18 protein-coding genes are annotated in these 23,513 nt (G+C 72.0%); 14 read left to right on the top strand and 4 right to left on the bottom strand.

The genetic code is table 11. The features are described from left to right. Window positions 1-374: 374 nt before the first annotated feature. The 4 genes from ACH4DZ_RS20330 to ACH4DZ_RS20345 all read right to left on the bottom strand — a co-directional run bounded on the left by ACH4DZ_RS20330 (window position 375) and on the right by ACH4DZ_RS20345 (window position 4,305). Window positions 375-995 (bottom strand): GNAT family N-acetyltransferase, encoded by a 621-nt coding sequence (locus ACH4DZ_RS20330; protein ID WP_398288576.1) that lies wholly within the window; start codon window positions 993-995, stop codon window positions 375-377. Then, a complete protein-coding gene (locus tag ACH4DZ_RS20335; protein WP_398288577.1) occupies window positions 992-1,390 on the bottom strand; it encodes a RidA family protein in 399 nt (132 codons plus the stop codon). The genes ACH4DZ_RS20330 and ACH4DZ_RS20335 overlap by 4 nt, the downstream gene beginning before the upstream one ends. Window positions 1,391-1,438: 48 nt before the next feature. Continuing rightward, on the bottom strand, window positions 1,439-3,043 hold the full coding sequence (locus ACH4DZ_RS20340; RefSeq protein WP_398288578.1) for an alpha/beta hydrolase: 1,605 nt from the start codon (window positions 3,041-3,043) through the stop codon (window positions 1,439-1,441). A gap of 221 nt (window positions 3,044-3,264) precedes the next feature. Next, entirely contained in the window at window positions 3,265-4,305 is a 1,041-nt protein-coding gene (locus ACH4DZ_RS20345) for an Rv2578c family radical SAM protein (RefSeq protein WP_398288579.1), read from the bottom strand. 150 nt (window positions 4,306-4,455) lie between these two features. Here ACH4DZ_RS20345 and ACH4DZ_RS20350 point away from each other — a divergent pair, with 150 nt between their 5' ends. The 14 genes from ACH4DZ_RS20350 to ACH4DZ_RS20415 all read left to right on the top strand — a co-directional run bounded on the left by ACH4DZ_RS20350 (window position 4,456) and on the right by ACH4DZ_RS20415 (window position 23,508). Then, window positions 4,456-4,899 carry an SRPBCC family protein gene (locus ACH4DZ_RS20350; protein ID WP_398288580.1) on the top strand — a complete coding sequence of 148 codons (444 nt, stop codon included), beginning with the start codon at window positions 4,456-4,458 and terminating at the stop codon, window positions 4,897-4,899. Window positions 4,900-5,132: 233 nt separating this feature from the next. Next, on the top strand, window positions 5,133-7,535 hold the full coding sequence (locus ACH4DZ_RS20355) for an MFS transporter (protein ID WP_398288581.1): 2,403 nt from the start codon (window positions 5,133-5,135) through the stop codon (window positions 7,533-7,535). A gap of 355 nt (window positions 7,536-7,890) precedes the next feature. Further along, window positions 7,891-10,335, top strand: coding sequence for a SpoIIE family protein phosphatase (locus ACH4DZ_RS20360; RefSeq protein ID WP_398288582.1), 2,445 nt, complete (start codon window positions 7,891-7,893; stop codon window positions 10,333-10,335). A 190-nt stretch (window positions 10,336-10,525) separates the two neighbouring features. Next, window positions 10,526-11,248 (top strand): class I SAM-dependent methyltransferase, encoded by a 723-nt coding sequence (locus ACH4DZ_RS20365; protein WP_398288583.1) that lies wholly within the window; start codon window positions 10,526-10,528, stop codon window positions 11,246-11,248. Window positions 11,249-11,428: 180 nt separating this feature from the next. Then, the gene (locus ACH4DZ_RS20370) at window positions 11,429-13,288 is read left to right on the top strand and encodes a glycoside hydrolase family 76 protein (RefSeq protein WP_398288585.1); all 1,860 of its coding nucleotides are present in this window, start codon (window positions 11,429-11,431) and stop codon (window positions 13,286-13,288) included. A 67-nt stretch (window positions 13,289-13,355) separates the two neighbouring features. Beyond that, window positions 13,356-14,564, top strand: a complete 1,209-nt coding sequence (locus ACH4DZ_RS20375; RefSeq protein WP_398288586.1) for an NAD(P)/FAD-dependent oxidoreductase — start codon at window positions 13,356-13,358, stop codon at window positions 14,562-14,564. After that, window positions 14,561-14,869 (top strand): (2Fe-2S)-binding protein, encoded by a 309-nt coding sequence (locus tag ACH4DZ_RS20380; RefSeq protein ID WP_398288587.1) that lies wholly within the window; start codon window positions 14,561-14,563, stop codon window positions 14,867-14,869. Before ACH4DZ_RS20375 ends, ACH4DZ_RS20380 begins: the two co-directional genes overlap by 4 nt. Then, window positions 14,862-16,256, top strand: coding sequence for an FAD-dependent oxidoreductase (locus tag ACH4DZ_RS20385; RefSeq protein ID WP_398288588.1), 1,395 nt, complete (start codon window positions 14,862-14,864; stop codon window positions 16,254-16,256). The genes ACH4DZ_RS20380 and ACH4DZ_RS20385 overlap by 8 nt, the downstream gene beginning before the upstream one ends. Before the next feature lie 90 nt (window positions 16,257-16,346). After that, window positions 16,347-17,264, top strand: a complete 918-nt coding sequence (locus ACH4DZ_RS20390; RefSeq protein ID WP_398288589.1) for a dihydrodipicolinate synthase family protein — start codon at window positions 16,347-16,349, stop codon at window positions 17,262-17,264. A gap of 110 nt (window positions 17,265-17,374) precedes the next feature. Beyond that, entirely contained in the window at window positions 17,375-18,376 is a 1,002-nt protein-coding gene (locus ACH4DZ_RS20395) for a proline racemase family protein (protein ID WP_398288590.1), read from the top strand. Between the two features lie 129 nt (window positions 18,377-18,505). Then, entirely contained in the window at window positions 18,506-19,183 is a 678-nt protein-coding gene (locus tag ACH4DZ_RS20400; protein ID WP_398288591.1) for a GntR family transcriptional regulator, read from the top strand. Between the two features lie 72 nt (window positions 19,184-19,255). After that, the gene (locus tag ACH4DZ_RS20405) at window positions 19,256-20,092 is read left to right on the top strand and encodes a M55 family metallopeptidase (protein WP_398288592.1); all 837 of its coding nucleotides are present in this window, start codon (window positions 19,256-19,258) and stop codon (window positions 20,090-20,092) included. 1 nt (window position 20,093) lies between these two features. After that, window positions 20,094-21,428 carry a M20/M25/M40 family metallo-hydrolase gene (locus ACH4DZ_RS20410; protein WP_398288754.1) on the top strand — a complete coding sequence of 445 codons (1,335 nt, stop codon included), beginning with the start codon at window positions 20,094-20,096 and terminating at the stop codon, window positions 21,426-21,428. 61 nt (window positions 21,429-21,489) lie between these two features. Then, entirely contained in the window at window positions 21,490-23,508 is a 2,019-nt protein-coding gene (locus ACH4DZ_RS20415) for a prolyl oligopeptidase family serine peptidase (protein ID WP_398288593.1), read from the top strand. Window positions 23,509-23,513: the final 5 nt, after the last annotated feature.

The raw sequence follows: 23,513 nt of genomic DNA on the forward strand, positions 1-23,513 counted from the left end.
TCCCGCAACGCCTCGTCGACCGTACCCACCGCTTCGCCGCGGTCCAGGTCCGGCTGTGCTCCGATGGCGATGGCCAGGGCGTCGGCCGGCGCGCGCTGATCCTCGGCCACGAGCACGGGCCGGTGGTGGCGAAGCGTCTTCGAGCGTAGTGCTGAAGGCCCCCGGCGGGTCCCGGCCGTACCAGGGAATATGCCTCCCGTGTCCGGCCCAACACCCTGTGCACGGAACAGAGTTGAAGGGGAGCGCAGGGGGCGGCCGGTCACTGGCCGGTCAGCGGCAGGTGGCAGGGGGCGCCGGCAGGAGACCCGTACGTTCCGCGTACCGCACCTGTCCGTGTCTACGGGGCGATCCCCGCCGCATCGGCCGACGCGCGCCTATGCGCTGTGCGTACCGTCTGTCCGACCGTTGGCGGACAGGGGCGTCGACGCCGTGGAGAGGCCGCGACGGGCGTACCGCACCTCCGGCACGAGGACGCCCTCGACCTCGTAGGGCTCCTCGGTGCCGTCCGCGGTGAAACCGGCCCGCTCGTAGAAGCGGCGCGCGTCCGCGTTCTCCTGGAGGACCCAGAGCAGCATCCTGTCGTGCCCCGCGGCGGCGCACCGCTCGACCGACGCCCGCAACAGGGCACGACCCACACCGCGCCCGATCCGGTCGGGGTCGACGTAGATCGCGTACAGCTCGGCGTCCCCTGCATCCCCGGCACCCCTGGTGTCCTGGGCCCGCGGTTCTTCGTCGCGGTAGGGCCCGTGGCAGGCCCAGCCGACGACCACGCCGGCCGACTCCGCGACGAGGTTCACCACGTCCGTGCCCGCCGCCCGCTCGAAGTGGGCCCGTCGGCGCGGGAGTTCGGCCGACACGTCGAGGTCGTCGAGGTACGACTGGGGCATCAGCCCCTTGTACGCGCTCTGCCAGCCGCGTACACGGATCTCCGCCACGCGGGGACAGTCGGACAGGGTCATCTCCCGGATGCGCGGCGGGACACCGGAGCGGCTCATTCGGGCAGTATCGCGAACGCCTCGATCTCCATCAGGAACTCCGGGCGGACGAGGGCGGCGACCTGTACGGCGGAGGCGGCCGGCAGGCGGTCCGGTGGGATGTGTGCGGCCCGGGCCGCGCGGATGGCCGGCATGTGGGCCATGTCCGTGACGAAGTAGGTCAGTTTGACCACGTCGTCGAAGCCGGCGCCGGCCGCCGCGAGGCAGCGCCGCAGGTTCTCGAAGATCTGACGGGCCTGCGCCGCCGGGTCGCCCTCGCCGACCGGCTTCCCGTCCTCGTCGAGCGCCAGCTGGCCCGAGACCGCCACGAAGCGGCCCGTGCCCACGACGACGTGCGCGTACGCGGCGGCGGGAGCGACCCCGTCGGGGGCGGTGATGCGGATCGGTCCGGTCATGGATCAATCCTGCACCACGGCACTGACAACGCCCCCGGGCAGCCTCGCCTAGCCCCGGAATCCGAGCAGGCCGTGCAGGGTCGCGCCGCGCGACGCCGCGCCCGTGCCAGCACCCGCCTTCGCGGTCGGCGGCTTGGGGTCGGGCAGCTTCGCGCACACCGCGTCGGCCTCGCCGTGCCCGCGCGGCACCCGGCCGTCGGTCAGATAGGCGGCCAGGTGCTTGTCCAGGCAGGTGTTCCCGCTCAGCGTGACGCCGTGGTTGCCGCCGCCCTGCTCGACCACCAGGCTGGACCCGCTCAACAGGTGATGGACCATGACACCGCCCTCGTACGGGGTGGCCGCGTCGTCCGTCGCCTGGAACAGCAGCACCGGCGGCACCGAGTCGTTCGAGACGTCCACGGGCTCGGCCGGGTCCGTGGGCCAGAACGCGCACGGGGCGTTGTACCAGGCGTTGCTCCAGGTCATGAAGGGCGCCTTCTCGTACGCCGCCCAGTTGTCGTCGCGCCACTCGTCCCAGTCGCGCGGCCAGCTCGCGTCACGGCACTGCACCGAGGTGTAGACGCTGTAGCCGTTGTCGCCCGCGGTGTCGACGGTGCCGAAGTTCTCGTACGCCTCGACCAGCGGATCGTCGTTCCTGGTCTTCACATGGGCCGCGAACGCGGTGGCGAGAGAGGGCCAGTAGCCGTTGAAGTAGGCGCCGGGGGAGAAGGTGTCCTCCAGCTCCGAGGCGCCGACCCTCTTGTCCGCCGGCTTCTTCGCGAGCGCCGCCCGCATCGCGTACCAGGCCGCCTCGATCCTCTCCGGATCGGTGCCGAGCCCGTACGTCGCGTCGTTCTTGGCGACCCAGGCCATGAAGGCCCGGTGGCGGGAGTTGAACGCGTGGTCCTGCGCGATGTTGGCGTCGTACCAGACACCGGTGGGATCGACGACGGAGTCCAGCACCATGCGCCGTACCCGCTCGGGGTGGAGCTTCGCGTAGACGGCGCCCAGGTAGGTGCCGTACGAGTACCCGAAGTAGTTGATCCGCCTGGCGCCGAGGGCGCTCCGGATCGCGTCCATGTCGTGGACCGCGCTCACCGTGTCGATGTACGGCAGCAGGTCCCCGTACTTGGTCGCGCAGGCTTTCGCCAAGGCCTGGACGCGGTCGAGGTTCGCCTCTTCGAGAGCGGGGGTCGTCGGCAGCGAGTCGGGGCGCACCGGCTTGAAGTGCCCCGGCCGGCAGTTCAGGGCGGGTCTGCTCGCGCCCACCCCGCGCGGGTCGAAGCCGATGACGTCGTACTGAGCGGCCACCTTCTTCGGCAGCGAGGCCGCGACGAATCCGGCGAGGGTCAGACCGCTGCCGCCGGGACCGCCCGGGTTCACCAGCAGGGGCCCCTGGTAGGCCTTCCCGGAGGTGTGCGGGACCCGGGACAGCGCGAGCGTGATCTTCCGGCCGTGCGGGTTCGCGTGGTCGAGGGGCACCTTCAGGGACGCGCACTGGAGCGTCGGGTACTTCTTGGTGCCGCACTTCTTCCAGGCGGGCTTCGCCGCGTGGGTGGACGGGGCGGTGCGCCGGGCGGTCGCGGAGGCCGGGCTCGCGTCGGCCGGGACCGCGGTGATCATTCCGGCAACCACGGCGGCGGCACCGCACAGAGCGGCTGCGCGTCGGTTCACAATGAATCGCCTCACATCGATGTACCGGACAGGGGGCCGTTCACCTCACGGCCTCGGCCGTATCGTTCCGGGGCGGCACCCAGGAAGACCGCCTCCGCCGAGAGTTGACCCCATCGGGCCGCGGTTTACGGCCGGATGCCGGGCAGGCAGGTCAAGGCAGGGCGGAGAGGGCCGGCCGGTGTGTGAGGGAGAGCCGGTGCCGGTGGGTGCGGAGGCGCCGGTCACAGAAGGGTGAGCTGGGTGGGCACCGGCGCGACCGGTTCGGGCACCGGAATCCTGCGGGGCATCCCCGCGCGCGTGGGGCCTATCCCGTACTCCTCGGCCAGCTCGTGCACCTGCCGGGTGATCCGGCGCTGGTACCACTTCGGGGCGTACGCGCCTTCCGCGTACAGCCGCTCGTACCGGCGCACCAGATGCGGGTGATGGTGTCCCAGCCAGCTCATGAACCACTCGCGGGCCCCGGGCCGCAGATGCAGCACGAGCGGGGTCACCGAGGTCGCGCCGGACGCGGCGATCGCCCGTACCGTCGCCCGCAGTTGGGACGGGTCGTCGCCGAGGAAGGGGATCACGGGGGCCATCAGGACCCCGCAGTCGATGCCGTGCGCGCTCAGGGTGCGTACGACGTCGAGGCGGCGCTCCGGGGCGGGTGTGCCCGGCTCCACGGTCCGCCACAGGTCGAGGTCGGTGAAGCCCACGGAGACGGAGATCCCGACCTCGGTGACGGCCGCCGCCTGCTTCAGGAGGTCCAGGTCGCGCAGGATCAGCGTGCCCTTCGTGAGGATGGAGAAGGGGTTCGCGTGGTCGCGCAGGGCCGCGATGATGCCGGGCATCAGCCGGTAGCGGCCCTCGGCGCGCTGGTAGCAGTCCACGTTGGTGCCCATCGCGATGTGGTCACCGAGCCAGCGCCGTGAGCCGAGCTGGCGCCGCAGCAGCTCCGGGGCGTTCACCTTCACGACGATCTGGCTGTCGAAGCCGAGGCCGGTGTCGAGGTCCAGATAGCTGTGGGTCTTGCGGGCGAAACAGTAGACACACGCGTGCGTGCACCCCCGATAGGGGTTGACCGTCCACTCGAAGGGCATCCGCGAGGCCCCCGGTACGCGGTTGACGATCGACCTGGCCCGGATCTCGTGGAAGGTGATCCCGCGGAACTCGGGCGTGTCGAACGTCCGGGTCGTCACCGTCTCCGCGCCGAACAGAGCGGGGTTTGTGGGGCCGGCCGACGGATTCCCGTCGGACTCCACTGCGAGGTTCTCCCACCGCATGACGCCTCCTCGATAGCACTGACCACAGAATAGAACACATGTTCCCTTGATCGTGCGACCCCATGGATGCGGACCCCGATTTGGGCGGCTCGGCCGCGTGATGGTTGGCTGAGCGCTGACGCCCGAGATCCCGAGTGCTGGAGGAACGCAATGGCGCAGGTCGAGGCCACCACCGAGCGAGTCGTGACGGGTCAGCCGGACGACGTGTTCGACGCGCTGGCCGACTACAACGGCACGCGTTCGAAGCTCCTGAGCGAGCACTTCAGCGAGTACGAGGTCCGCGAGGGCGGCGACGGAGAGGGAACCCTCGTCCACTGGAAGCTCCAGGCCACCAGCAAGCGGATCCGCGACTGCCTGCTCGACGTGAGCGAGCCCACCGACGGCGAGCTCGTCGAGAAGGACCGCAACTCCTCGATGGTCACCATCTGGCGGGTCACTCCGGCCGGCGAGGGCAAGTCGCGCGTCGTCGTCACCACCGTCTGGGACGGCGCCGGCGGCATCGGCGGGTTCTTCGAGAGGGCCTTCGCCCCCAAGGGTCTCGGCCGCATCTACGACGAGGTGCTGGCGAAGCTCGCCACCGAGGTGGAGAAGTAGCTCACTGCCCGCCTGGAATCCGCCTCGGGATCTGTCGTGGCTCCACGGGCTCGGCGTGATTCCCGCGCTCACCGTTTCGAGTGGTTCTCGGTGGAGCGTCAGTTGTCCGCCGTAGGGCTCCCACCGGCGGATACGTCCACCGAGGCCCACCTCGGGGTGACTCGTCGCGCTTGCTCCCAGATGTCGCGTAATGCGAGAAATGGGCCCCGCAGGCGCGACGAGGGGAGCAGCACGTGGGCGGAACGGCTCTGGTGGAGAGCGGACGAGACGTTTCCTCTCCGGCCCCCGGCACACCCCAAGCGCCGCCCGATCACCCCCAGTTGGAGACACTGAGCCCGCGCCGCGTGCGCCTGGTCTTCTTCGCGCTCATGCTCGCGCTGCTGCTCGCGGCCCTGGAGCAGATGATCGTCGCCACCGCGCTCCCGAAGATCGTCGGAGAGTTGCACGGCCTGGACAGGATGTCCTGGGCGATCACCGCGTATCTGCTCACCTCGACCGTGGGACTGCCCGTCTACGGCAAGTTCGGGGATCTGTACGGCCGCAAGGGCGTCTTCCAGTTCGCGATCGTCGTCTTCGTGATCGGCTCCGCGCTGGCCGGACGGTCGCGCACCATGGACCAGTTGATCGCCTTCCGCGCCCTTCAGGGGGTCGGCGCCGGTGGCCTCATGATCGGCGTACAGGCCATCATCGCGGACGTCGTGCCGGCCCGGGAGCGGGCCCGCTTCATGGGGATGATCGGCGCCGCGTTCGGACTCGCCTCGGTCGCGGGCCCGCTGCTCGGCGGCTACTTCACCGACCATCTCTCCTGGCGCTGGTGCTTCTACGTCAACGTGCCCTTCGGCCTGATCACACTGGTCGTCGTCGCCGTCGTCCTCGAACTGCCGAAGCCCACCGCCAAGCCGCGCCTGGACGTCCTGGGCGCCCTGCTGCTCGCCGCCGCCTCGACCTGCCTCGTGCTGCTGACCAGTTGGGGCGGCACGGAGTACGCGTGGGACTCGCGTGTCGTCCTCGGACTCGCCGCGGGAGCCGCCGCCTCCACCGTGCTCTTCCTCGTCGCCGAGCACCGCGCGGCCGAACCCCTCATCCCGCTACGGCTGTTCCGCGACGGCGTCTTCAACGTCACAGCTGTCGTGGGTGTCGTCGTCGGCGTCGCCCTCTTCGGCGCGGCCAGCTATCTGCCCACGTACCTGCAGATGGTCGACGGCGCCAGCGCCACCGAGTCCGGCCTGCTCATGCTCCCCATGACGGGCGGCATCGTCGGCGCCTCGATCGTCTCGGGCCACCTCATCAGCCGCAGCGGCCGCTACAAGGTCTACCCGATCCTGGGCGGCGCCCTGTCCGTCCTCGGCATGTGGCTGCTCTCGCGGCTCGCGGCCGATACGCCCCGGCTGCACTACAGCGTGTGGATGGCCCTGCTCGGCGCCGGGATCGGCCTGGTCATGCCGGTGCTGATCCTCGCCGTGCAGAACTCCGTGCGCCCGCACGACCTCGGCACCGCGACCAGTGCCAACAACTACTTCCGGCAGATCGGCGGCAGCGTCGGCGCGGCGGTCTTCGGCACGCTCTTCGCCGACCGGCTCGCCGACTCCCTCGCCGACCGGCTGCCCGCCGGGGCCGGTGTGCCCGACCCCGAGTCCATCACCCCGCAGCTCGTCCACGCGCTGCCCGCCGGACTGCGGGACGGCTACATCGCGGCGTACACCGACGCCATGCCGCGGATCTTCCTCTACCTCGTGCCGGTGCTCGTCCTGGGCCTGCTCGTCGCCTTCTTCCTCAAGGAGAAACCGCTGGTGTCCCACCACACCCCCACCGCCGCCCCCGAGACCGCCGCGCCTCCCAACGCCCCGCTGCCCGCGGCCCGTTCGTCGTACGCCGCCGGGATTCCCGTCTGCGGCACCGTGCAGCATCCCGACGGCACCGTCGTGCCGCGCGCGGCGCTCACCCTCATCGATGTCGCGGGGCAGCAGATCGGGCGGGGCGCGAGCGGCGAGGACGGACGGTACGCGCTGTCGACGCCCGGCGCGGGGGCGTACGTCCTGATCGCCGCGGCCGGCGGGCATCAGCCGCAGGCGGTCAGCGTCACCGTCGGGGAACGGCCCGTGGAGCTGGACGTGGTCCTCGGCGGTGCGGGGCGGCTGGCCGGGACCGTTGTCACGGCGGACGGGACCCCCGTGCGGGACGCGACCGTCACGCTCACCAATGTGCACGGGGAGGTGGTCGCCGCGACGCGCAGCGGGCGGGAGGGCGGCTATGTCATCACGGAGCTGGTGGCGGGGGAGTACACGCTGGCCGGGAGCGCTCCGGCCTTTCGGCCCGCCGCGCTGCCGGTGAGCGTGCAGGCCGCGCGCGAGACCCGGCAGGACGTCGAGCTGGCGGGCGGGGCGGTGCTGCGGGGGACCGTACGGGCCAGTGGGGGGCGGCCGGTCGAGGACGCGCGGGTGACGTTGCTCGACGCGGCGGGGAATGTGGTGGACACGTTGACCACGGGGGGTGACGGGGCGTTTCGGTTCATCGACCTCTCGTCGGGGGAGTACACGGTGATCGCGGCCGGGTATCCGCCGGTGGCCACGGTTCTGCAGGTGGCGGGCGGTGGACGGACCGAGCGGGACCTCCAACTGGGCCACGAGGACGGCTGAGGGCGCCCTGCCGTTAGGGGCGCGGGGAACTGCGCGATCAGCCCCCACCGGCCCGCAGGTAAAAGACTGCGCCGTTCCCCGCGCCCCTGGAGGGGGCTGGGGGTGGTTCGTCGGCTGGAGGCCGGTGGGGGTCGAGCGCGCAGTTCCCCGCGCCCCTGGGTGGGTGAGGGGCTAGGGGAGTTCGTCGGGTGCGGGACGGTGGGGGCTGAGCGCGTCGTTTCCCGCGCCCCCTGGCGGGGGCCGGGGTGCGCCGGTGGCAATTCGGGGAATGGCACACATCGCTGTCGGGCGCGGACGTACCGTGGTTGGTCTGGTGGCGCAGATCTTGCGGACCGTGGGAGAGAGGGCCTGAGCCATGGACCGTGGCACCGAGAGGGACGACCCTCCGCACGGGGTCGCCGCGGCGGGGCGGATCCCGCTGGCCGTGGTGGTCGTGGACCGCGAGGGACTCGTCTCGCACTGGAGCCGGGGCGCCCGGCGCCTCTTCGGTACGGCGAGGGAAGAAGCCGTCGGCCGTCCGGTCGTCGACCTGCTGCCGGTCTCCGGCGCGCTGCCCGAGGACGACGAGGCCGCGCCCTACGGGGCGTACGCCGCGTACGACGGACTCGGTCCCGACCTCGAATCCTCCCTGGACGGGCGGCTGTTCTACCCGGCGGCGGGCCGCGCGCGGCTGACGGCGGCGGACAGCGACCGGATCGACGTCCTGTGGTGGGCGTACCCACTGGTGGGGCCGGGGGCGGAGCGCCTGCTGGTCCTCGCCGCCGACGCGGACGCGCTGCGTCACGAGGACACCGACGCGTCCGGCGCGGGCGCCGCCGTGGAGCGCATCGCACCCGGGTTCGCGCTGCACACCGACTTCCCCGGCGCCGAGGACCTGGCACGCAGGCTGCCCGAGATCCTGCCGAGCATGAGCGTGGGCGAAAGCGCCCGCATCGTCGCCCAGGTCCTCGAACTTGGCTATCCCGTACTGGAGTTCAGCCAGAACGACCGGGTCCCCGTCACCCCCGACTGGGGTGTCCCGCGGCGCGCGGAGCGCAAGGCGCGCCGGCAGCGGGCGGCTGCCGCGGCCCTGTCGGGCGAACCCCTGCCGCAGGACGCCGAGGACGAGATCGAGGACCTCGAACACGTCGCCGTACGCGAGCGGTTGGAGTTCCTGAACGAGGTCAGCGGACGCATCGGCACCTCGCTCGACCTGTCCCGCACCATCGTCGAGGTCAGCCGGGCCGTCGTCCCGCGCTTCACCGACGTCGCCGGGACCTATCTGCGCGAACAGGTCGTCGCGGGTGAGGGCTTCTCCGACGGCGTGCCCGACACGACCACCATGTGGCACCGGGTCGCGCTGGAGCACACGGACGAACCGGGCCGCTGGGACGACGTCGTGCCGGTCGGCGAGGCCATGCCGTTCCCGGCGGACACCCCGTTCTTCCAGTGCATGACCACCGGCGAACCCGTCCTCGTGCCCCGCATCAGCGAGCGGATGGGCCACATGATCGCCGCGCAGTTCGAGAAGCGCGACATCCGGCCCCTCATCACCGGCCGCTCCATGCTGGTCGTGCCCCTCAAGGCCCGCAACGTCGTCCTCGGCTTCATGATCCTGCTGCGGCACCCGGAGCGCGTCGAGTTCAACGACATGGACCGTGTCACCGGCGCCGAACTCGCCGCGCGCGCCGGGCTCGTGCTCGACAACGCCCGCATGTACACGTACCAGGAGAGTGTCGCCGAGACCCTCCAGGACAGCATGCTGCCGCACATCGCCCCGCGGATGTCCGGCTGTGACATCGCGACCCGCTATCTGCCGGGCACACTGCTCGGGCGGGTCGGCGGCGACTGGTTCGACTCCGTGAAACTGCCCGGCTCGCGCACCGCCCTCGTCGTCGGTGACGTCATGGGCCACGGGCTCAACTCGGCGGCGATGATGGGTCAGTTGAGGACCGCCGTCCAGACCATGGCGGCCCTGGACCTGCCACCGTCCCAACTCCTGCGCAATCTCGACGACCTGGCCCAGCGACTCGGCGAGCACTACCTCGCGACCTGTCTGTACGCGATCTACGACCCCATCGCGAGCGAGCTGGAGATCGCCAACGCGGGCCACATCCCGCCCGTGCTGGTCCGCGCCGAGAACGGCCACAGCGATCTGCTCGACCTGCCGACCGGCGCACCCATCGGAGTCGGCGGAGTGCCCTTCGAGTCCGTACGCGTGCGGGTGGCACCCGGCGACCGGCTCGTGATGTGCACCGACGGCCTGGTCGAGGTACGCGGCGAGGACATCGGTGTCGGCCTCGCCACGCTCTGCGAGTCCGCGGCCCACCCGGCCGCCTCCATGGACGACGCCTGCGACACCATCATCCGCGCCCTCAACACCTGCGGCGGACGCAAGGACGACGTGGCGCTCCTGATGGCCCGGCTCAACGGCATCGAACCCGAGGACGTCGCCGAGTGGCGGATCGGGCACGACCCCCGGGAGGCCGGCAGGGCGCGCGCGGTGGTCCGTGAACAGCTCCATGTGTGGGGCCTCGGCTCCGTCGCCGACACCGCCGAGCTGCTGGTGAGCGAGCTGGTCACCAACGCCGTACGGCACTCCCACAGCCGGCCCATCGACCTCAGACTGGTCCGGGGCGACACCCTGCTGTGCGAGGTGGACGACGACGACCACACCCTGCCCACGTTGCTCAGCGCGGGGCGGCTCGACGAGTTCGGGCGAGGTATGCGTGTCGTGAGCACGCTGGCGCGTGAGTGGGGGACCAGTCGGACCAGTTCCGGCAAGACGGTGTGGTTCGAGCTGACCCTGCCGCGGCGCTGAGCGCGAAGCGCCGCGCTTCGCCGGAGTATGGGTGACTCCGCGGGCCGGTGGGGGCCGAGCGCGCAGTTTCCCCGCGCCCCTTCGGGGGCGCGAAGGTGTGCGCCGTGTCCTTGTCGCTGTGCCCCGGGCGCGGTAAACCGGACTGCCCGTCACTTTCCGGTGGCAGGCGGTCGCATCCTGGGGAGCCGGCATGAGCGTGACCACTAGGTACAGGGAGGCCTGGGAGGGCTTCTGGCGGGAGGCCCCCACCGAGCGGGGAGCCGTCTTCTGGGACGCCGAGCCCGCGCTCACCGCAGGCGTCCATCTCCGCCTCTTCGAGCCGCACCTGACCGCCCCCGGGCTGCCCCTCGTGGACCTCGGCTGCGGCAACGGCACCCAGACCCGGTTCCTCGCCGACCGCTATCCGCGGGTCATCGGCGCCGATCTGTCGGCCGCGGCCCTCGACCACGCCCGGCTCGCGGACCCGGCGGGCCAGGCCCGCTACCGGATGGTCGACGCGGCGGAGAGGACCGAGGCCGAGACACTGCACGCCGAGATCGGCGACGCCAACGTCTATATGCGGGGCGTCCTGCACCAGTGCGAGCCCGCCGACCGGCAGTCGCTCGTCGACGGTCTGGCCACGCTCGTCGGTGACCGGGGCCGCGCCTTCCTCGTCGAACTCGCCGAGGCGGCCGGCGCCATGCTGCGCGATCTCGCCCGGAGCCCCGGGGGGCCGCCCGCGAAACTCGCGCCCGTCCTCCGCCACGGCATCGCGCCCGGAGAGGTGGCCGACGCCGCCGTGCCGGAGTACCTGCGGGCGGCCGGTCTCGTGGTGGTGGCGAGCGGGGAGCTGCCGCTCGCCACCACGGAGTGCCGGGCCGACGGCTCGCCGATCGAGCTGCCCTCCCTGTGGCTGGTGGTGGAGCGGATATGAGGCCGGGGTCCGAGGGTCCGGGCGCCTGACGGCCGAGGAGGGATCTGCCGTCGCCCGAAGTCCCGGGGAGGTCCGGTCGTAGCCGGCGTTTGACATGGGCACGATCTAACCGGCGGCTGCCCTTCCCGGCCGGCCGCCGCTGCCCTTCCGTGCACGGCTTCCCCAGAGAGGCGATACGTCATGGCGGCACGCCACCACCCCCTCCTCGGCGCACTCCTGGCCCTGTTCCTGGCACTGACCGGTCTGATCGCCCTTCCCCCCACCCCCTCTCACGCCGCGACACCGGTCTGCGCCCTGGTGTGCGACACGCACGACCCCTCGAAGGCGCAGCAGGACACCTTCCCCGTGCCGAACAGGACCATCAACGGCAGAACCCTGCGGCTGCACGTCTCCGACCCCGACAACACGGCCTGGGCGAGCATCGACAACGGCACGGCCGGCGACTCCGTCTGGCTGGACCGCTCCTGGGACCGGGGCGCCACCTGGGAGGGCCTGCTCGGCAAGGCGAGCGTCCCCGGCTCATGGACCGGGACCCGCACCCTCATGTACAACGTCACCGACCCTGTCGGGCACCGGCGCGGCTGGCTCCGCGCCTGCGGCGACGCCGCCGGGGTGACCTGTACCGACTGGGTGTACCCGAAGGTGTGCGACGGCGCGTCCTGCGACGGCGCCGACCCCGCCACGGCGGCGAGTGACGACACCCCGGTCCCCGCCACCACGCTCTTCGGACGCACCATCAGCCTGCACGTCGACCAGCGCGGCGGTATGGCCTGGGGCGTCATCGCAGGAGGCGGCGCGGGCGACGAGATATGGCTGGACCGCTCCTGGGACGGCGGCGCGAGCCATCCCGAGGGCTCCTCGCTCGGCCGTACGAGCGTGTCCTCCGGGGCCGCCTCCGCCCGGACCGCCCTGTACGCCACCCGGGACCCGCGCGGCCTGCTGTACGGCGGGGCGGTCCGCGCCTGCGGTCGCGAGGCCGCCCACCAGGAGGGCGCCTGCACGGCCTGGGCCAGGCCCGCACCGACCCGGGCGCGCGGGGCGGCGGACGCGCTGCTTGCCTCGTACCGGACCGACGAGGGCTGGTGGCGCAGCAGTTGGTGGAACTCCGCCGTCGCGCTCACCTCGGTCGTCGACTTCGCCGAGCAGAGCGGACGGCACGACTACGACTGGGTGATCGCCCGCACCTACGAACAGAACCGGGGTGTCTTCCCGGCCGGCGGGCGCAGCTCGGACCCGATCGAGGGGCACTTCATCAGCCGGGCCATCGACGACGCGGGCTGGTGGGCGGTGGCCTGGCTGACGGCGTACGACCACACAGGCGACCGGCGTTATCTGGCGGAGGCGGTCACCATCACCGACTACGTCCACAAGTACTGGGACACGGGTACCTGTGGCGGCGGTGTGTGGTGGGACCGGGAGCGCACCTACAAGAACGCCGTGACCAACGGGCTCTATCTGTGGCTCACCACCTCGTTGCACCAGCGGATCAGCGGCGACACCGTGTGGGGAGCCCGCGCGACCACGGCCGCGGACTGGTACCTCGCCAGCGGGATGATCAACTCCTCGGGTCTCGTCAACGACGGGATCACCTCCGGCTGCGCCAACAACGGCCAGACCGTGTGGAGTTACAACCAGGGGCTCGCCATCGGCGCCTTCACCCAGCTGTGGCGGTCGACGGGGAGCGCCCGGTACCTGGACACGGCCGAGCGGCTGGCCGACACCGCGATCTCCTCACCGGCGCTGACCCGCGGCGGCGTACTGACCGAGTCCTGCGACCTCGGCACGGCCTCCTGCGACGACAACCAGAAGCAGTTCAAGGGCATCTTCGTACGGCACCTCGCCGACCTCGCGGACGCCACGGACTCGACCGCGTACAAGGCGTACGTCACCAAGCAGGCCGACTCCCTCTGGACGACCGACCGGGACGCGCTCAACCGCCTCGGTCAGCGCTGGTCCGGCGCCGCGCCCAACGTGTCGGACTGGCGCACCCAGGCGAGCGCGCTGGAGGCGCTGACCGCCGCCGGACGGCTGTCGGGCTGAGCGCGCGGGCTGTGGAGCGCCGCGATGGGGGGTGTGAATCCAAAGAGGTATGTGACATATTACTGACGTGAGCAACTCGCTGACCTGCGATGTCGTGGTCGTCGGGGCCGGAATGGTAGGGGCGGCGACCGCCCTGTACGCGGCTCGGGCGGGGCTGAGTGCCGTCCTGGTGGACCGAGGTCCCGTCGCGGGCGGCACCACCGGCGCCGGCGAGGGCAACCTGCTCGTCTCCGACAAGGAACCCGGCCCCGAACTCGAACTCGCCCTGCTCTCCGCACGGTTGTGGGCCGACCTCGCCGCCGAGCCCGGCATGGGCGAGTCCGGCGTGGGCGAGTCCTTCGAGTACGAGACCAAGGGCGGCCTCGTCGTCGCCTCCGCGTCCGAGGGGCTGGCCGCGCTGGAGGAGCTGGCCGCCGCACAGCGCCCGGCCGGGGTCCGGACCGAGTCCGTCGGCCCGGACCAACTGCACGACCTCGAACCGTACTTGGCGCACGGCCTCGCGGGTGGCGTGCTCTACCCGCAGGACGCCCAGGTGATGCCGACGCTCGCGGCCGCCCGTCTCGTCCGGCTGGCCCGCACGGCGGGTGCCTCGCTGCGCACCGGCCGGACGGTCACGGACGTGCTGCGCACGGCGTCGGGGGCCGTACGCGGGGTCCGTACCTCGCACGGAGACATCCACGCGCCCGCGGTCGTCAACGCGGCCGGCACCTGGGGCGGGGAACTGGCGGCGCTGGCCGGGGTGTCCCTGCCCGTGCTGCCCCGGCGCGGCTTCGTCCTCGTCACCGAACCCCTGCCGCGCAGGGTGCGCCACAAGGTGTACGCGGCGGACTACGTGGCCGACGTGGCCAGTGACTCGGCGGCGCTGCAGACCTCCCCGGTGGTCGAGGGAACGGCGGCGGGCCCCGTACTGATCGGTGCCAGCCGGGAGCGGGTCGGCTTCGACCGCTCCTTCTCGCTGCCCGTCACCCGGGAGCTGGCGGCCGGTGCGACCCGGTTGTTCCCCTTCCTGGCACAGGTGCGGGCCATGCGCGCCTACCTCGGCTTCCGTCCGTACATGCCGGACCACCTGCCCGCCGTCGGACCCGACGCGCGGGTGCCCGGTCTCTTCCACGCGTGCGGGCACGAGGGCGCGGGGATCGGACTCGCCACCGGCACCGGCCACCTGATCGCTCAGGTGCTGGCGGGCCGGACGTCCGACCTGGATCTCGCGCCGTTCCGCCCCGACCGATTTCCCGACCGATTCCCCGATCCCGTACCCGAGGAGTTCCGCTCGTGACGCCGCGTACTCCCCTGAGGCTGGTCCGGGCCCGGCCCGAACCGCCGTTCACGGTCACGTTCGACGAGCGGGAGCTGACCGTTCTTCCCGGTCAGACGATCGCGGCCGTCCTGTGGTCCGCGGGTGTCATGTCCTGGCGCACGACCCGGGGGAGCGGCGAGCCGCGCGGCGTCTTCTGCGGGATCGGGGTGTGTTTCGACTGTCTGCTGACCGTCAACGGGCGGCCCAACCAACGGGCTTGCCTGGTACGGGCGGAGCCGGGTGACGTGATCCGAACCCAGGAAGGTACCGGACGGCATGAGTGAACGACCCCGCCTCGCGGTGATCGGCGCCGGACCCGCCGGGCTCGCCGCCGCCCTCGCCGCTGCGGCACGCGGTGTATCGGTGACCCTCGTGGACGCGGCTCCGGAGGCCGGCGGACAGTTCTACCGGCAGCCCGCCCCGGGGCTCGGTGCCCGGCGGCCCCAGGCCCTGCACCACCGGTGGCGTACCTGGGAACGACTCCGCGACGGACTGGCGGCGCACGTCGGGACAGGGCGGATCACTCACCTGACGGAACGTCATGTGTGGTGTGTGGAGCGGGAAACCGCCTCCTTCGCCGTGCACGCTCTCCTCGGGCCCGAGCAGGAGGAGTCCGTCGTGGTCCGGGCGGATGCCGTGCTCCTCGCCACCGGCGGGTACGAGAAGGTGCTGCCGTTCCCCGGCTGGACCCTCCCCGGAGTCGTCACCGCCGGCGGGGCGCAGGCCATGCTGAAGAGCGGACTCGTGCTGCCGGGCCGTACCGCCGTGGTCGCAGGGACCGGGCCGCTGCTGATGCCCGTGGCCGTCGGACTGGCCGCGGCCGGGGCCAGGGTGGCCGCCCTCGTGGAATCCGCCGACCCCCGGGGGTTCCTACGGCATGCGCGGGTTCTCGCCGCCCATCCGGACAAGCTCGCCGAAGGGGCGCTGTACGCAGCCGAGTTGGCGCGGTACCGCGTCGGGGTCCACGTCCGCCACACCGTCGTCGCGGCGCACGGGACCGACCGCCTCGAAGCCGTCACCGTGGCCGCGCTCGACACCGACGGACGGGTCAGGGAGGGCAGTGGGTGGCGCGTGCCCTGCGACAGCCTCGCCGTCGGGCACGGCATGCTTCCGCACACCGACCTCGCCGAGACGCTCGGCTGCCGCCTCGACGGGGTGAACATCGCCGTGGACGACGAACAGCGCACCGACGTACCTGGCGTCTGGGCCGCCGGTGAGAGCACCGGGATCGGCGGTGCCGCGCTCTCGCTGGCCGAGGGCCGGATCGCGGGGCTCTCGATCGCGGCCCGGCTCGACTCCCGGGCGCCCGTGCCGAGTTCCTACGCGCGGGCCGCCAAGGCGCGCGCCGGGCACCGGAAGTTCTTCGCCGCAGTCGACAACGTCTGTACGCCGCCGGACCGTTGGGCGGAGCGGGTCGGCGACGACACCCTCGTCTGCCGGTGCGAGGAGGTGCCCGCCGCCGCGATCCGGGAGGCCGTCGACGAACTCGGCGCCGGGGACGTACGTACCGTGAAACTGCTGACCCGGGCCGGGATGGGCTGGTGCCAGGGCCGGATGTGCGGTCCCGCGGTGGCGGGGCTCGCGGGGTGTCCGCCGACACCGTCACGGCGGCCGTTCGCGCGGCCGGTGCCTCTCGGTGTGCTGGCGCGCGACCCGGGCGAAGCCTCGTGAACCTCTCCGACTCCTCCTGACGTGCGCACCGGCACGCGAACCCTCTGACAAGCACGCCCCCATGGCTCCAAGGATCGGACGGGAACCCTCATGACCGACAGGACCGACCAGAGCGACCGCACCTCCCACCGCCCCTGGCGTGGCGTCCTCGTCGCCACCGCCCTTCCGCTCAGGGACGACCTCTCCGTCGACCACGACGCGTACGCCGACCACTGCGCGTGGCTCGTCGCGAACGGCTGCGACGGTGTCGTACCGAACGGCTCGCTCGGTGAGTACCAGGTGCTGACCCCCGAGGAGCGTGCCAGGGTCGTGGAGACGGCCGTGGCGGCGATCGGCGGCTCGCGCGTCATGCCCGGCGTCGCCGCGTACGGCTCCGCCGAGGCCCGCCGCTGGGCCGAGCAGGCGCGCGACGCGGGCTGCGCCTCCGTGATGCTGCTGCCCCCGAACGCGTACCGGGCCGACGAGCGCTCGGTCCTCGCCCACTACGCGGAGGTCGCGAAGGCGGGCCTGCCGATCGTGGCGTACAACAACCCCATCGACACCAAGGTCGACCTGGTGCCCGAACTGCTCGCCGAACTGCACGGCGAGGGGTACATCCACGGGGTCAAGGAGTTCTCCGGCGATGTGCGGCGCGCCTATCGCATCGCCGAACTCGCCCCGGATCTCGACCTGTTGATCGGCGCCGACGATGTCCTGCTTGAGCTGGCGGTGGCCGGTGCCAAGGGCTGGGTCGCCGGTTACCCGAACGCGCTGCCCGCCGCGTCCGTCGAGCTGTACCGCGCCGCCGTCAGGGGCGACCTCGACACCGCGCTGCCCCTCTACCGTCAACTGCACCCGCTGCTGCGCTGGGACTCCCAGGTGGAGTTCGTCCAGGCGATCAAGCTGTCGATGGACATCGTCGGCCGGTACGGCGGGCCGGTGCGTCCGCCGCGCGTGCCGTTGCGGGCCGACCAGGAGGCCGCCGTCCGGGCCGTGACGGGGAAGGCCGTGGCGGCCGGGCTCGTCTGAGGAACGGGCGGGGGGAGAGGCCGGGCAGAGGCCGGGCAGAGGCCGGGAGCGGGCGCCGGGCAGAGGCCGGGAACGGGCCCGGCTCGTCCGGGGAGAGAGGGAGACAGTTCATGCGTAGCAAACTCGTCCTGCATGCCGTCGATTCGCACACCGAGGGCATGCCGACCCGGGTGATCACCGGTGGTATCGGCACGGTTCCCGGCGCGACGATGAACGAGCGACGGCTGTACTTCCGTGAACACCGCGACGACATCAAGCAGTTGCTGATGAACGAGCCGCGCGGTCACTCGGCGATGAGCGGCGCGATCCTGCAGCCGTCCACCCGGCCCGACTGCGACTTCGGCGTCATCTACATCGAGGTGTCGGGCTACCTCCCGATGTGCGGGCACGGGACGATCGGGGTCGCGACCGTCCTCGTGGAGACCGGCATGGTCGAGGTCGTCGAACCGGTGACGACCATCCGGCTCGACACGCCGGCCGGGCTCGTCGTCGCCGAGGTCGCGGTGCGGGACGGGGCTGCGCGGTCGGTCACGCTCTGGAACGTGCCGTCCTTCTCCGTCGCCCTCGACCGCAGGATCGAGCTCGCCGACGGGCGGACGGTGACGTACGACCTCGCGTACGGCGGGAACTTCTACGCGATCCTGCCGCTCGATCAGTTCGGGCTGCCTTTTGACCGGGCTCGCAAGGACGACATCCTTGCTGCGGGGCTTTCGCTGATGGACGCGATCAATGCCGAAGGGGAGCCGGTTCATCCCGAGGACCCCAGTATCAGTGGCTGCCATCATGTGCACCTGGTCGCGCCCGGGTCGACGGCCCGGCACTCCCGGCATGCGATGGCGATCCATCCGGGGTGGTTCGACCGGTCGCCGTGCGGGACGGGGACCAGTGCGCGGATGGCGCAGTTGTACGCGCGGGGGGAACTGGGGCTGGAGACCGAGTTCTTGAACGAGTCGTTCATCGGGACGCGGTTCGCCGGGCGGTTGCACGGGGTCACGGAGGTGGGTGGGGTGCCGGCTGTGTTGCCCAGTTTCACTGGGCGGGCGTGGGTTACCGGGACCGCTCAGTATCTTCTTGATCCGAGTGATCCGTTTCCGGCGGGGTTCGTGTTGTAGCGCGGTGGGTTGTGGGGTGCGGCTCGTTGTGGGGTGCGGCTCAAGGATTGCGCCGTTCCCCGCGCCCCTTGAAGGCGAAAGACTGCGCCGTTCCCGGTGCCCCTGATAGAGGTCCTAGGAGATCGTTCCATGGTTGTCCAGCGCGTCGACGTGCCTGTCCTTCCCCTGTTGGGGGGTAAGAAGCCCAGTTATCGGGAACGGGTCGCGGATGCCTTGCGGGCCGCTCTTGTCGCGGGGGAGCTGCGGCCCGGGGAGGTGCACTCCGCGCCCGCCCTCGCCGCTCGGTTCGGGGTTTCCGCCACCCCTGTACGTGAGGCCCTGCTCGATCTCGCCAAGGAGGGTCTGGTCGACACCGTGCCCAACAAGGGGTTCCGGGTCACCGCCGTGTCCGACAAGCAGCTGGACGAGTACACGCACATCCGCTCGCTGATCGAGATCCCCACCACGGTGGGCCTCGCCACCTCCGCGGTCCCCGCCGACCTGGCGGCGCTGCGGCCCGTCGCGCAGGAGATCGTCACGGCCGCGGCGGCCGGTGACCTCATCGCGTACGTCGAGGCCGACGTCCGCTTTCATCTCGGCCTGCTCGCCCTCGCCGGCAACGAGCACCTCGTCGCGGTCGTCGGCGACCTCCGCAAGCGCTCCCGGCTGTACGGACTGCACGCCCTCGTCGAGGCGGGCCGTCTGGAGGCCTCCGCCGAGGAGCACCTGGAGATCCTCGACGCGCTGGTCGCCCGCGACGAGGAGGCGGTACGCGCCGTCATGACGCGGCATCTCGGGCATGTACGGGGGTTGTGGGCGGCCGAGTGAAGGTTTCGGTCGCTTCGACCGGCTGACCGCCCGGGCCTGTGGAGCGCATCGCGACTGCGATACAACTGGAGCATGGTAAAGATCCTCATCAGTGCCGACATGGAGGGCGCCACCGGGGTGACCTGGCCGGCCGACGTGCAGCCGGGCGCACCGGAGTGGGAGCGGTGCCGTTCGATGTTCACCTCGGACGTGAACGCCGCGGTCCTCGGCTTCTTCGACGGCGGCGCCGACGAGGTCCTCATCAACGAGGCCCACTCGACCATGCGCAACCTGCTCCTGGAGCGGCTGGACGAACGGGCCGAGATGATCACCGGGCGGCACAAGTCGCTCTCCATGGTCGAGGGCGTGCAGCACGGCGACGTCGACGGCATCGCCTTCGTCGGCTACCACGCGGGAGCGGGCATGGAGGGCGTCCTCGCCCACACCTACCTCGCCAACTCGATCACCGGCGTGTGGGTCGACGGCGAGCGCGCCAGCGAGGGCCTGCTCAACGCGCGTGTCGTCGCCGAGTACGGAGTCCCCGTCGTGCTGGTCACCGGCGACGACGTGGCCTGCGAGGACGCGCTCGGCTACGCCCCCGAGGCCCTGAAGGTCGCCGTCAAGGACCATGTCTCGCGGTACGCGGCCGTGTGCCGCACCCCGGCCCGTACGGCGGCGGACATCCGCTCGGCGGCCAAGGAGGCGGCGCGGCTCGCGGTGCGGCACGAGCCCCACCGGGCGGGCCCCTTCACCGTGGCCCTGGAGTTCGACGCCGAGCACCTGGCCCTGTCGGCCACCGTCGTGCCGGGTGTCGAACGGACCGGGGAACGCAAGGTGGCGTACACCAGCGCCACGATGTACGAGGGCATCCGGACCTTCAAGGCGGTCACCACGATCGTCGCCGCCGCCGTGGAGGAGAACTATGGCTGACATGAGCGTGATGGAGCAGGCGGCCGTCGACGGGCAGGCCCTGGACGAGGTCGTCCGGTTCACCTCCGACCTGATCCGTATCGACACCACCAACCGGGGCGGCGGAGACTGCCAGGAGCGGCCGGCCGCCGAGTACGCCGCCGCCCTGCTCGCCGAGGCGGGGCTGGAACCGACCCTCCTGGAGCGCACCAAGGGGCGTACGAACGTCGTCGCGCGCCTGGAGGGCACCGACCCGTCCGCCGACGCGCTCCTCGTCCACGGTCACCTGGACGTCGTACCCGCGCAGGCGGAGGACTGGAGCGTCCATCCGTTCTCCGGCGAGGTCCGCGACGGGGTCGTCTGGGGACGCGGCGCCGTCGACATGAAGAACATGGACGCGATGATTCTCGCGGTCGTCCGGCAGTGGGCGCGCGCAGGCGTACGCCCCCGCCGCGACCTGGTCATCGCGTTCACCGCGGACGAGGAGGCGAGCGCCGAGGACGGCTCGGGCTTCCTCGCCGACCGGCACGCCGGGCTCTTCGCGGGGTGCACCGAGGGCATCAGCGAGTCGGGGGCGTTCACCTTCCACGACGGAGGCGGCCGACAGCTGTACCCCCTCGCGGCGGGGGAGCGCGGTACCGGCTGGCTGAAGCTCACCGCCCGCGGCCGGGCGGGCCACGGTTCCAAGGTGAACCGGTCCAACGCGGTGACCCGGCTCGCCGCCGCCATCGCGCGGATCGGCGACCACCGGTGGCCCGTACGGCTCACCCCGACGGTCCGCGCGGCACTCACCGAACTCGCCGCGCTGTACGGCGTCGAGCCCGACCTCGACGACCCCGGCGGTGTCGACGCGCTGATGGAGAAGCTCGGTTCCGCCGCCTCCCTCGTCGAGGCGACGGTCCGCAACAGCGCCAACCCGACCATGCTGGACGCCGGTTACAAGGTCAACGTGATCCCCGGGGAGGCCGTCGCACACGTCGACGGACGCTTCCTCGCCGGTACCGAGGACGAGTTCCGGGCCACCCTCGACCAGCTCACCGGGCCGGACGTGGAGTGGGAGTTCGTCCACCGCGAGGTCGCCCTGCAGGCGCCGCTGGACTCGACCACGTACGCCCGGATGCGGGCCGCCGTGGAGGAGTTCGCGCCCGAGGGGAACGTCGTCCCGTACTGCATGTCGGGCGGCACGGACGCCAAGCAGTTCTCCCGCCTGGGCATCACCGGCTACGGTTTCGCACCGCTGAAGCTCCCGCCGGGCTTCGACTACCAGGCCCTCTTCCACGGGGTCGACGAACGGGTGCCCGTCGAGGCACTGCATTTCGGAGTCCGGGTACTCGACCGCTTCCTGCGCACGGCCTAGGAAGAACCTGCGCACGGCCTAGGAAGAAACGGCCCAGGAAAAAGGGAAAAAGGGAAAGAAAATGGGGGACACAGTGCAGAAGCTGGCCTACGGTTCCTGGCCCTCGCCCATCGACGCGGCGCTCGCCGCCGCGCACGACGGGCACCCCGACTACGTCGGCTTCGTCGGCGACGAGGCGTGGTGGACCGAGCCCCGGCCCGCCGAGGGCGGGCGCCGCACCCTGGTGCGCCGCCTCGCCGACGGCAGGGAGGAGTCGGTGCTGCCCGCCCCGTGGAACGTCCGCAGCCGCGTCATGGAGTACGGCGGACAGCCCTGGACCGGCGCGGTCCGCGAGGACGGGCCAGTGGTCGTGTTCGTCGACTTCGCCGACCAGCGGCTGTACGTGTACGAGCCCGCCGACCCCGGAAGCGGCCCACGCCCCCTCACCCCCGTGTCCCCCGTCGGCGGCGGACTGCGGTGGGTGGACCCGCAGATGCGCCTGGAGCACGGCGAGGTCTGGTGCGTACTGGAGGAGTTCACCGGCGACGGGCCCAGCGATGTGCGCCGGCTCGTCGCCGCCGTGCCGCTGGACGGCTCGGCCGCCGAGGACCGGGCCGCGGTGCGCGAACTCACCGACGACCGGCACCGGTTCGTCACCGGGCCGCGGATCTCGCCCGACGGGCGGCGCGCGGCCTGGCTGGCCTGGGACCACCCGCGGATGCCGTGGGACGGGACCGAGCTGCTGGTGGCCGAGGTCGGCTCGGACGGGTCCCTGGGGGAGCCCCGGGCGGTCGCGGGCGGGCCCGAGGAGGCGATCGCCCAGGCCGACTGGGGCCGTGACGGCTCCCTCCTGTACTCCAGCGACCGCACCGGCTGGTGGAACCTCTACCGGGTCCACGTCGACGCCGATGACGCCGACGGTGACGGTGAGCCGCCCTTTCTTCTGTGTACCCGCGAGCAGGAGTTCGGCGGCCCGCTGTGGACGGTCGGCCGCCGCTGGTTCGTGCCGCTGGACAGCGGCCTGATCGCCGTCGTGCACGGCCGGGGCGCCACCGCGCTCGGCATCCTGGACCCGGAGAGCGGCGAGGTCGTCGACGCGGCCGGACCCTGGAGCGAGTACGAGCCGACCCTCGCCGTCGACGGCAGCCGCGTCGTCACCGTCGCCGCCAGCCCGCGCAGCGCGTACGAGGTCGTGGAACTGGACGCGCGCACCGGCCGGGCCCGTGTCGTGGGAGCCCGGCACGACGACCCGGTGGACCCCTCCTACTACCCGGAACCGCAGATACGTACGTTCTCCGGGCCCGCCGGGCGGGAGATCCACGCGCACATCTATCCGCCCCACCACCCCGGCCATGTGGCCCCCGGCGACGTCCTCCCGCCCTATGTCGTCTGGGCGCACGGCGGGCCCACCGGCCGTGCCCCGCTCGTCCTCGACCTGCAGATCGCCTACTTCACCTCGCGCGGCATCGGGGTCGCCGAGGTCAACTACGGCGGCTCCACCGGGTACGGGCGCGAGTACCGCAACCGGCTGCGCGAGCAGTGGGGTGTGGTGGACGTCGAGGACTGCGCGGCCGTCGCCCTCGCCCTCGCCGAGGAGGGCACCGCCGACCGCGACCGGCTGGCCGTCCGGGGCGGCAGCGCGGGTGGCTGGACCGCCGCCGCCTCGCTGGTCGGCACCGACGTCTACGCGTGCGGGACGATCCTCTACCCCGTCCTCGACCTCGTGGGCTGGGGCGTGGGCGAGACCCACGACTTCGAGTCCCAGTACCTGGAGACCCTGATCGGCCCGCGCGCCGAGGTGCCCGCGCGGTACGCCGAGCGGTCGCCCACCGAGCACGCCGACAAGGTCACCGCGCCCTTCCTGCTCCTCCAGGGCCTCGACGACGTCATCTGCCCGCCGGCCCAGTGCGAGCGGTTCCTGGCCCGGCTCGCGGAGCGGGCGCGGTCCGTGCCGCATGCCTACATCACCTTCGAGGGCGAGGGCCACGGCTTCCGCCGCACCGACACCATGGTGCGCGCCCTGGAGGCCGAACTCTCCCTGTACGCCCAGGTGTTCGGCCTCAATCCGCCCGGCGTTCCCGCACTGGAGCTCAGCAAGTGACCGAC

Source organism: Streptomyces sp. NPDC017991 (assembly GCF_044328075.1).
Classification (GTDB): domain Bacteria; phylum Actinomycetota; class Actinomycetes; order Streptomycetales; family Streptomycetaceae; genus Streptomyces.

Excerpts from the sequence above, each read along its gene's own strand:
- ACH4DZ_RS20330 (WP_398288576.1), bottom strand. The coding sequence starts at position 995 with ATGAGCCGCTCCGGTGTCCCGCCGCGCATCCGGGAGATGACCCTGTCC.
- ACH4DZ_RS20335 (WP_398288577.1), bottom strand. The coding sequence starts at position 1,390 with ATGACCGGACCGATCCGCATCACCGCCCCCGACGGGGTCGCTCCCGCC.
- ACH4DZ_RS20345 (WP_398288579.1), bottom strand. The coding sequence starts at position 4,305 with ATGCGGTGGGAGAACCTCGCAGTGGAGTCCGACGGGAATCCGTCGGCC.
- ACH4DZ_RS20350 (WP_398288580.1), top strand. The coding sequence starts at position 4,456 with ATGGCGCAGGTCGAGGCCACCACCGAGCGAGTCGTGACGGGTCAGCCG.
- ACH4DZ_RS20360 (WP_398288582.1), top strand. The coding sequence starts at position 7,891 with ATGGACCGTGGCACCGAGAGGGACGACCCTCCGCACGGGGTCGCCGCG.
- ACH4DZ_RS20365 (WP_398288583.1), top strand. The coding sequence starts at position 10,526 with ATGAGCGTGACCACTAGGTACAGGGAGGCCTGGGAGGGCTTCTGGCGG.
- ACH4DZ_RS20370 (WP_398288585.1), top strand. The coding sequence starts at position 11,429 with ATGGCGGCACGCCACCACCCCCTCCTCGGCGCACTCCTGGCCCTGTTC.
- ACH4DZ_RS20385 (WP_398288588.1), top strand. The coding sequence starts at position 14,862 with ATGAGTGAACGACCCCGCCTCGCGGTGATCGGCGCCGGACCCGCCGGG.
- ACH4DZ_RS20390 (WP_398288589.1), top strand. The coding sequence starts at position 16,347 with ATGACCGACAGGACCGACCAGAGCGACCGCACCTCCCACCGCCCCTGG.
- ACH4DZ_RS20395 (WP_398288590.1), top strand. The coding sequence starts at position 17,375 with ATGCGTAGCAAACTCGTCCTGCATGCCGTCGATTCGCACACCGAGGGC.
- ACH4DZ_RS20400 (WP_398288591.1), top strand. The coding sequence starts at position 18,506 with ATGGTTGTCCAGCGCGTCGACGTGCCTGTCCTTCCCCTGTTGGGGGGT.
- ACH4DZ_RS20405 (WP_398288592.1), top strand. The coding sequence starts at position 19,256 with ATGGTAAAGATCCTCATCAGTGCCGACATGGAGGGCGCCACCGGGGTG.
- ACH4DZ_RS20410 (WP_398288754.1), top strand. The coding sequence starts at position 20,094 with ATGAGCGTGATGGAGCAGGCGGCCGTCGACGGGCAGGCCCTGGACGAG.
- ACH4DZ_RS20415 (WP_398288593.1), top strand. The coding sequence starts at position 21,490 with ATGGGGGACACAGTGCAGAAGCTGGCCTACGGTTCCTGGCCCTCGCCC.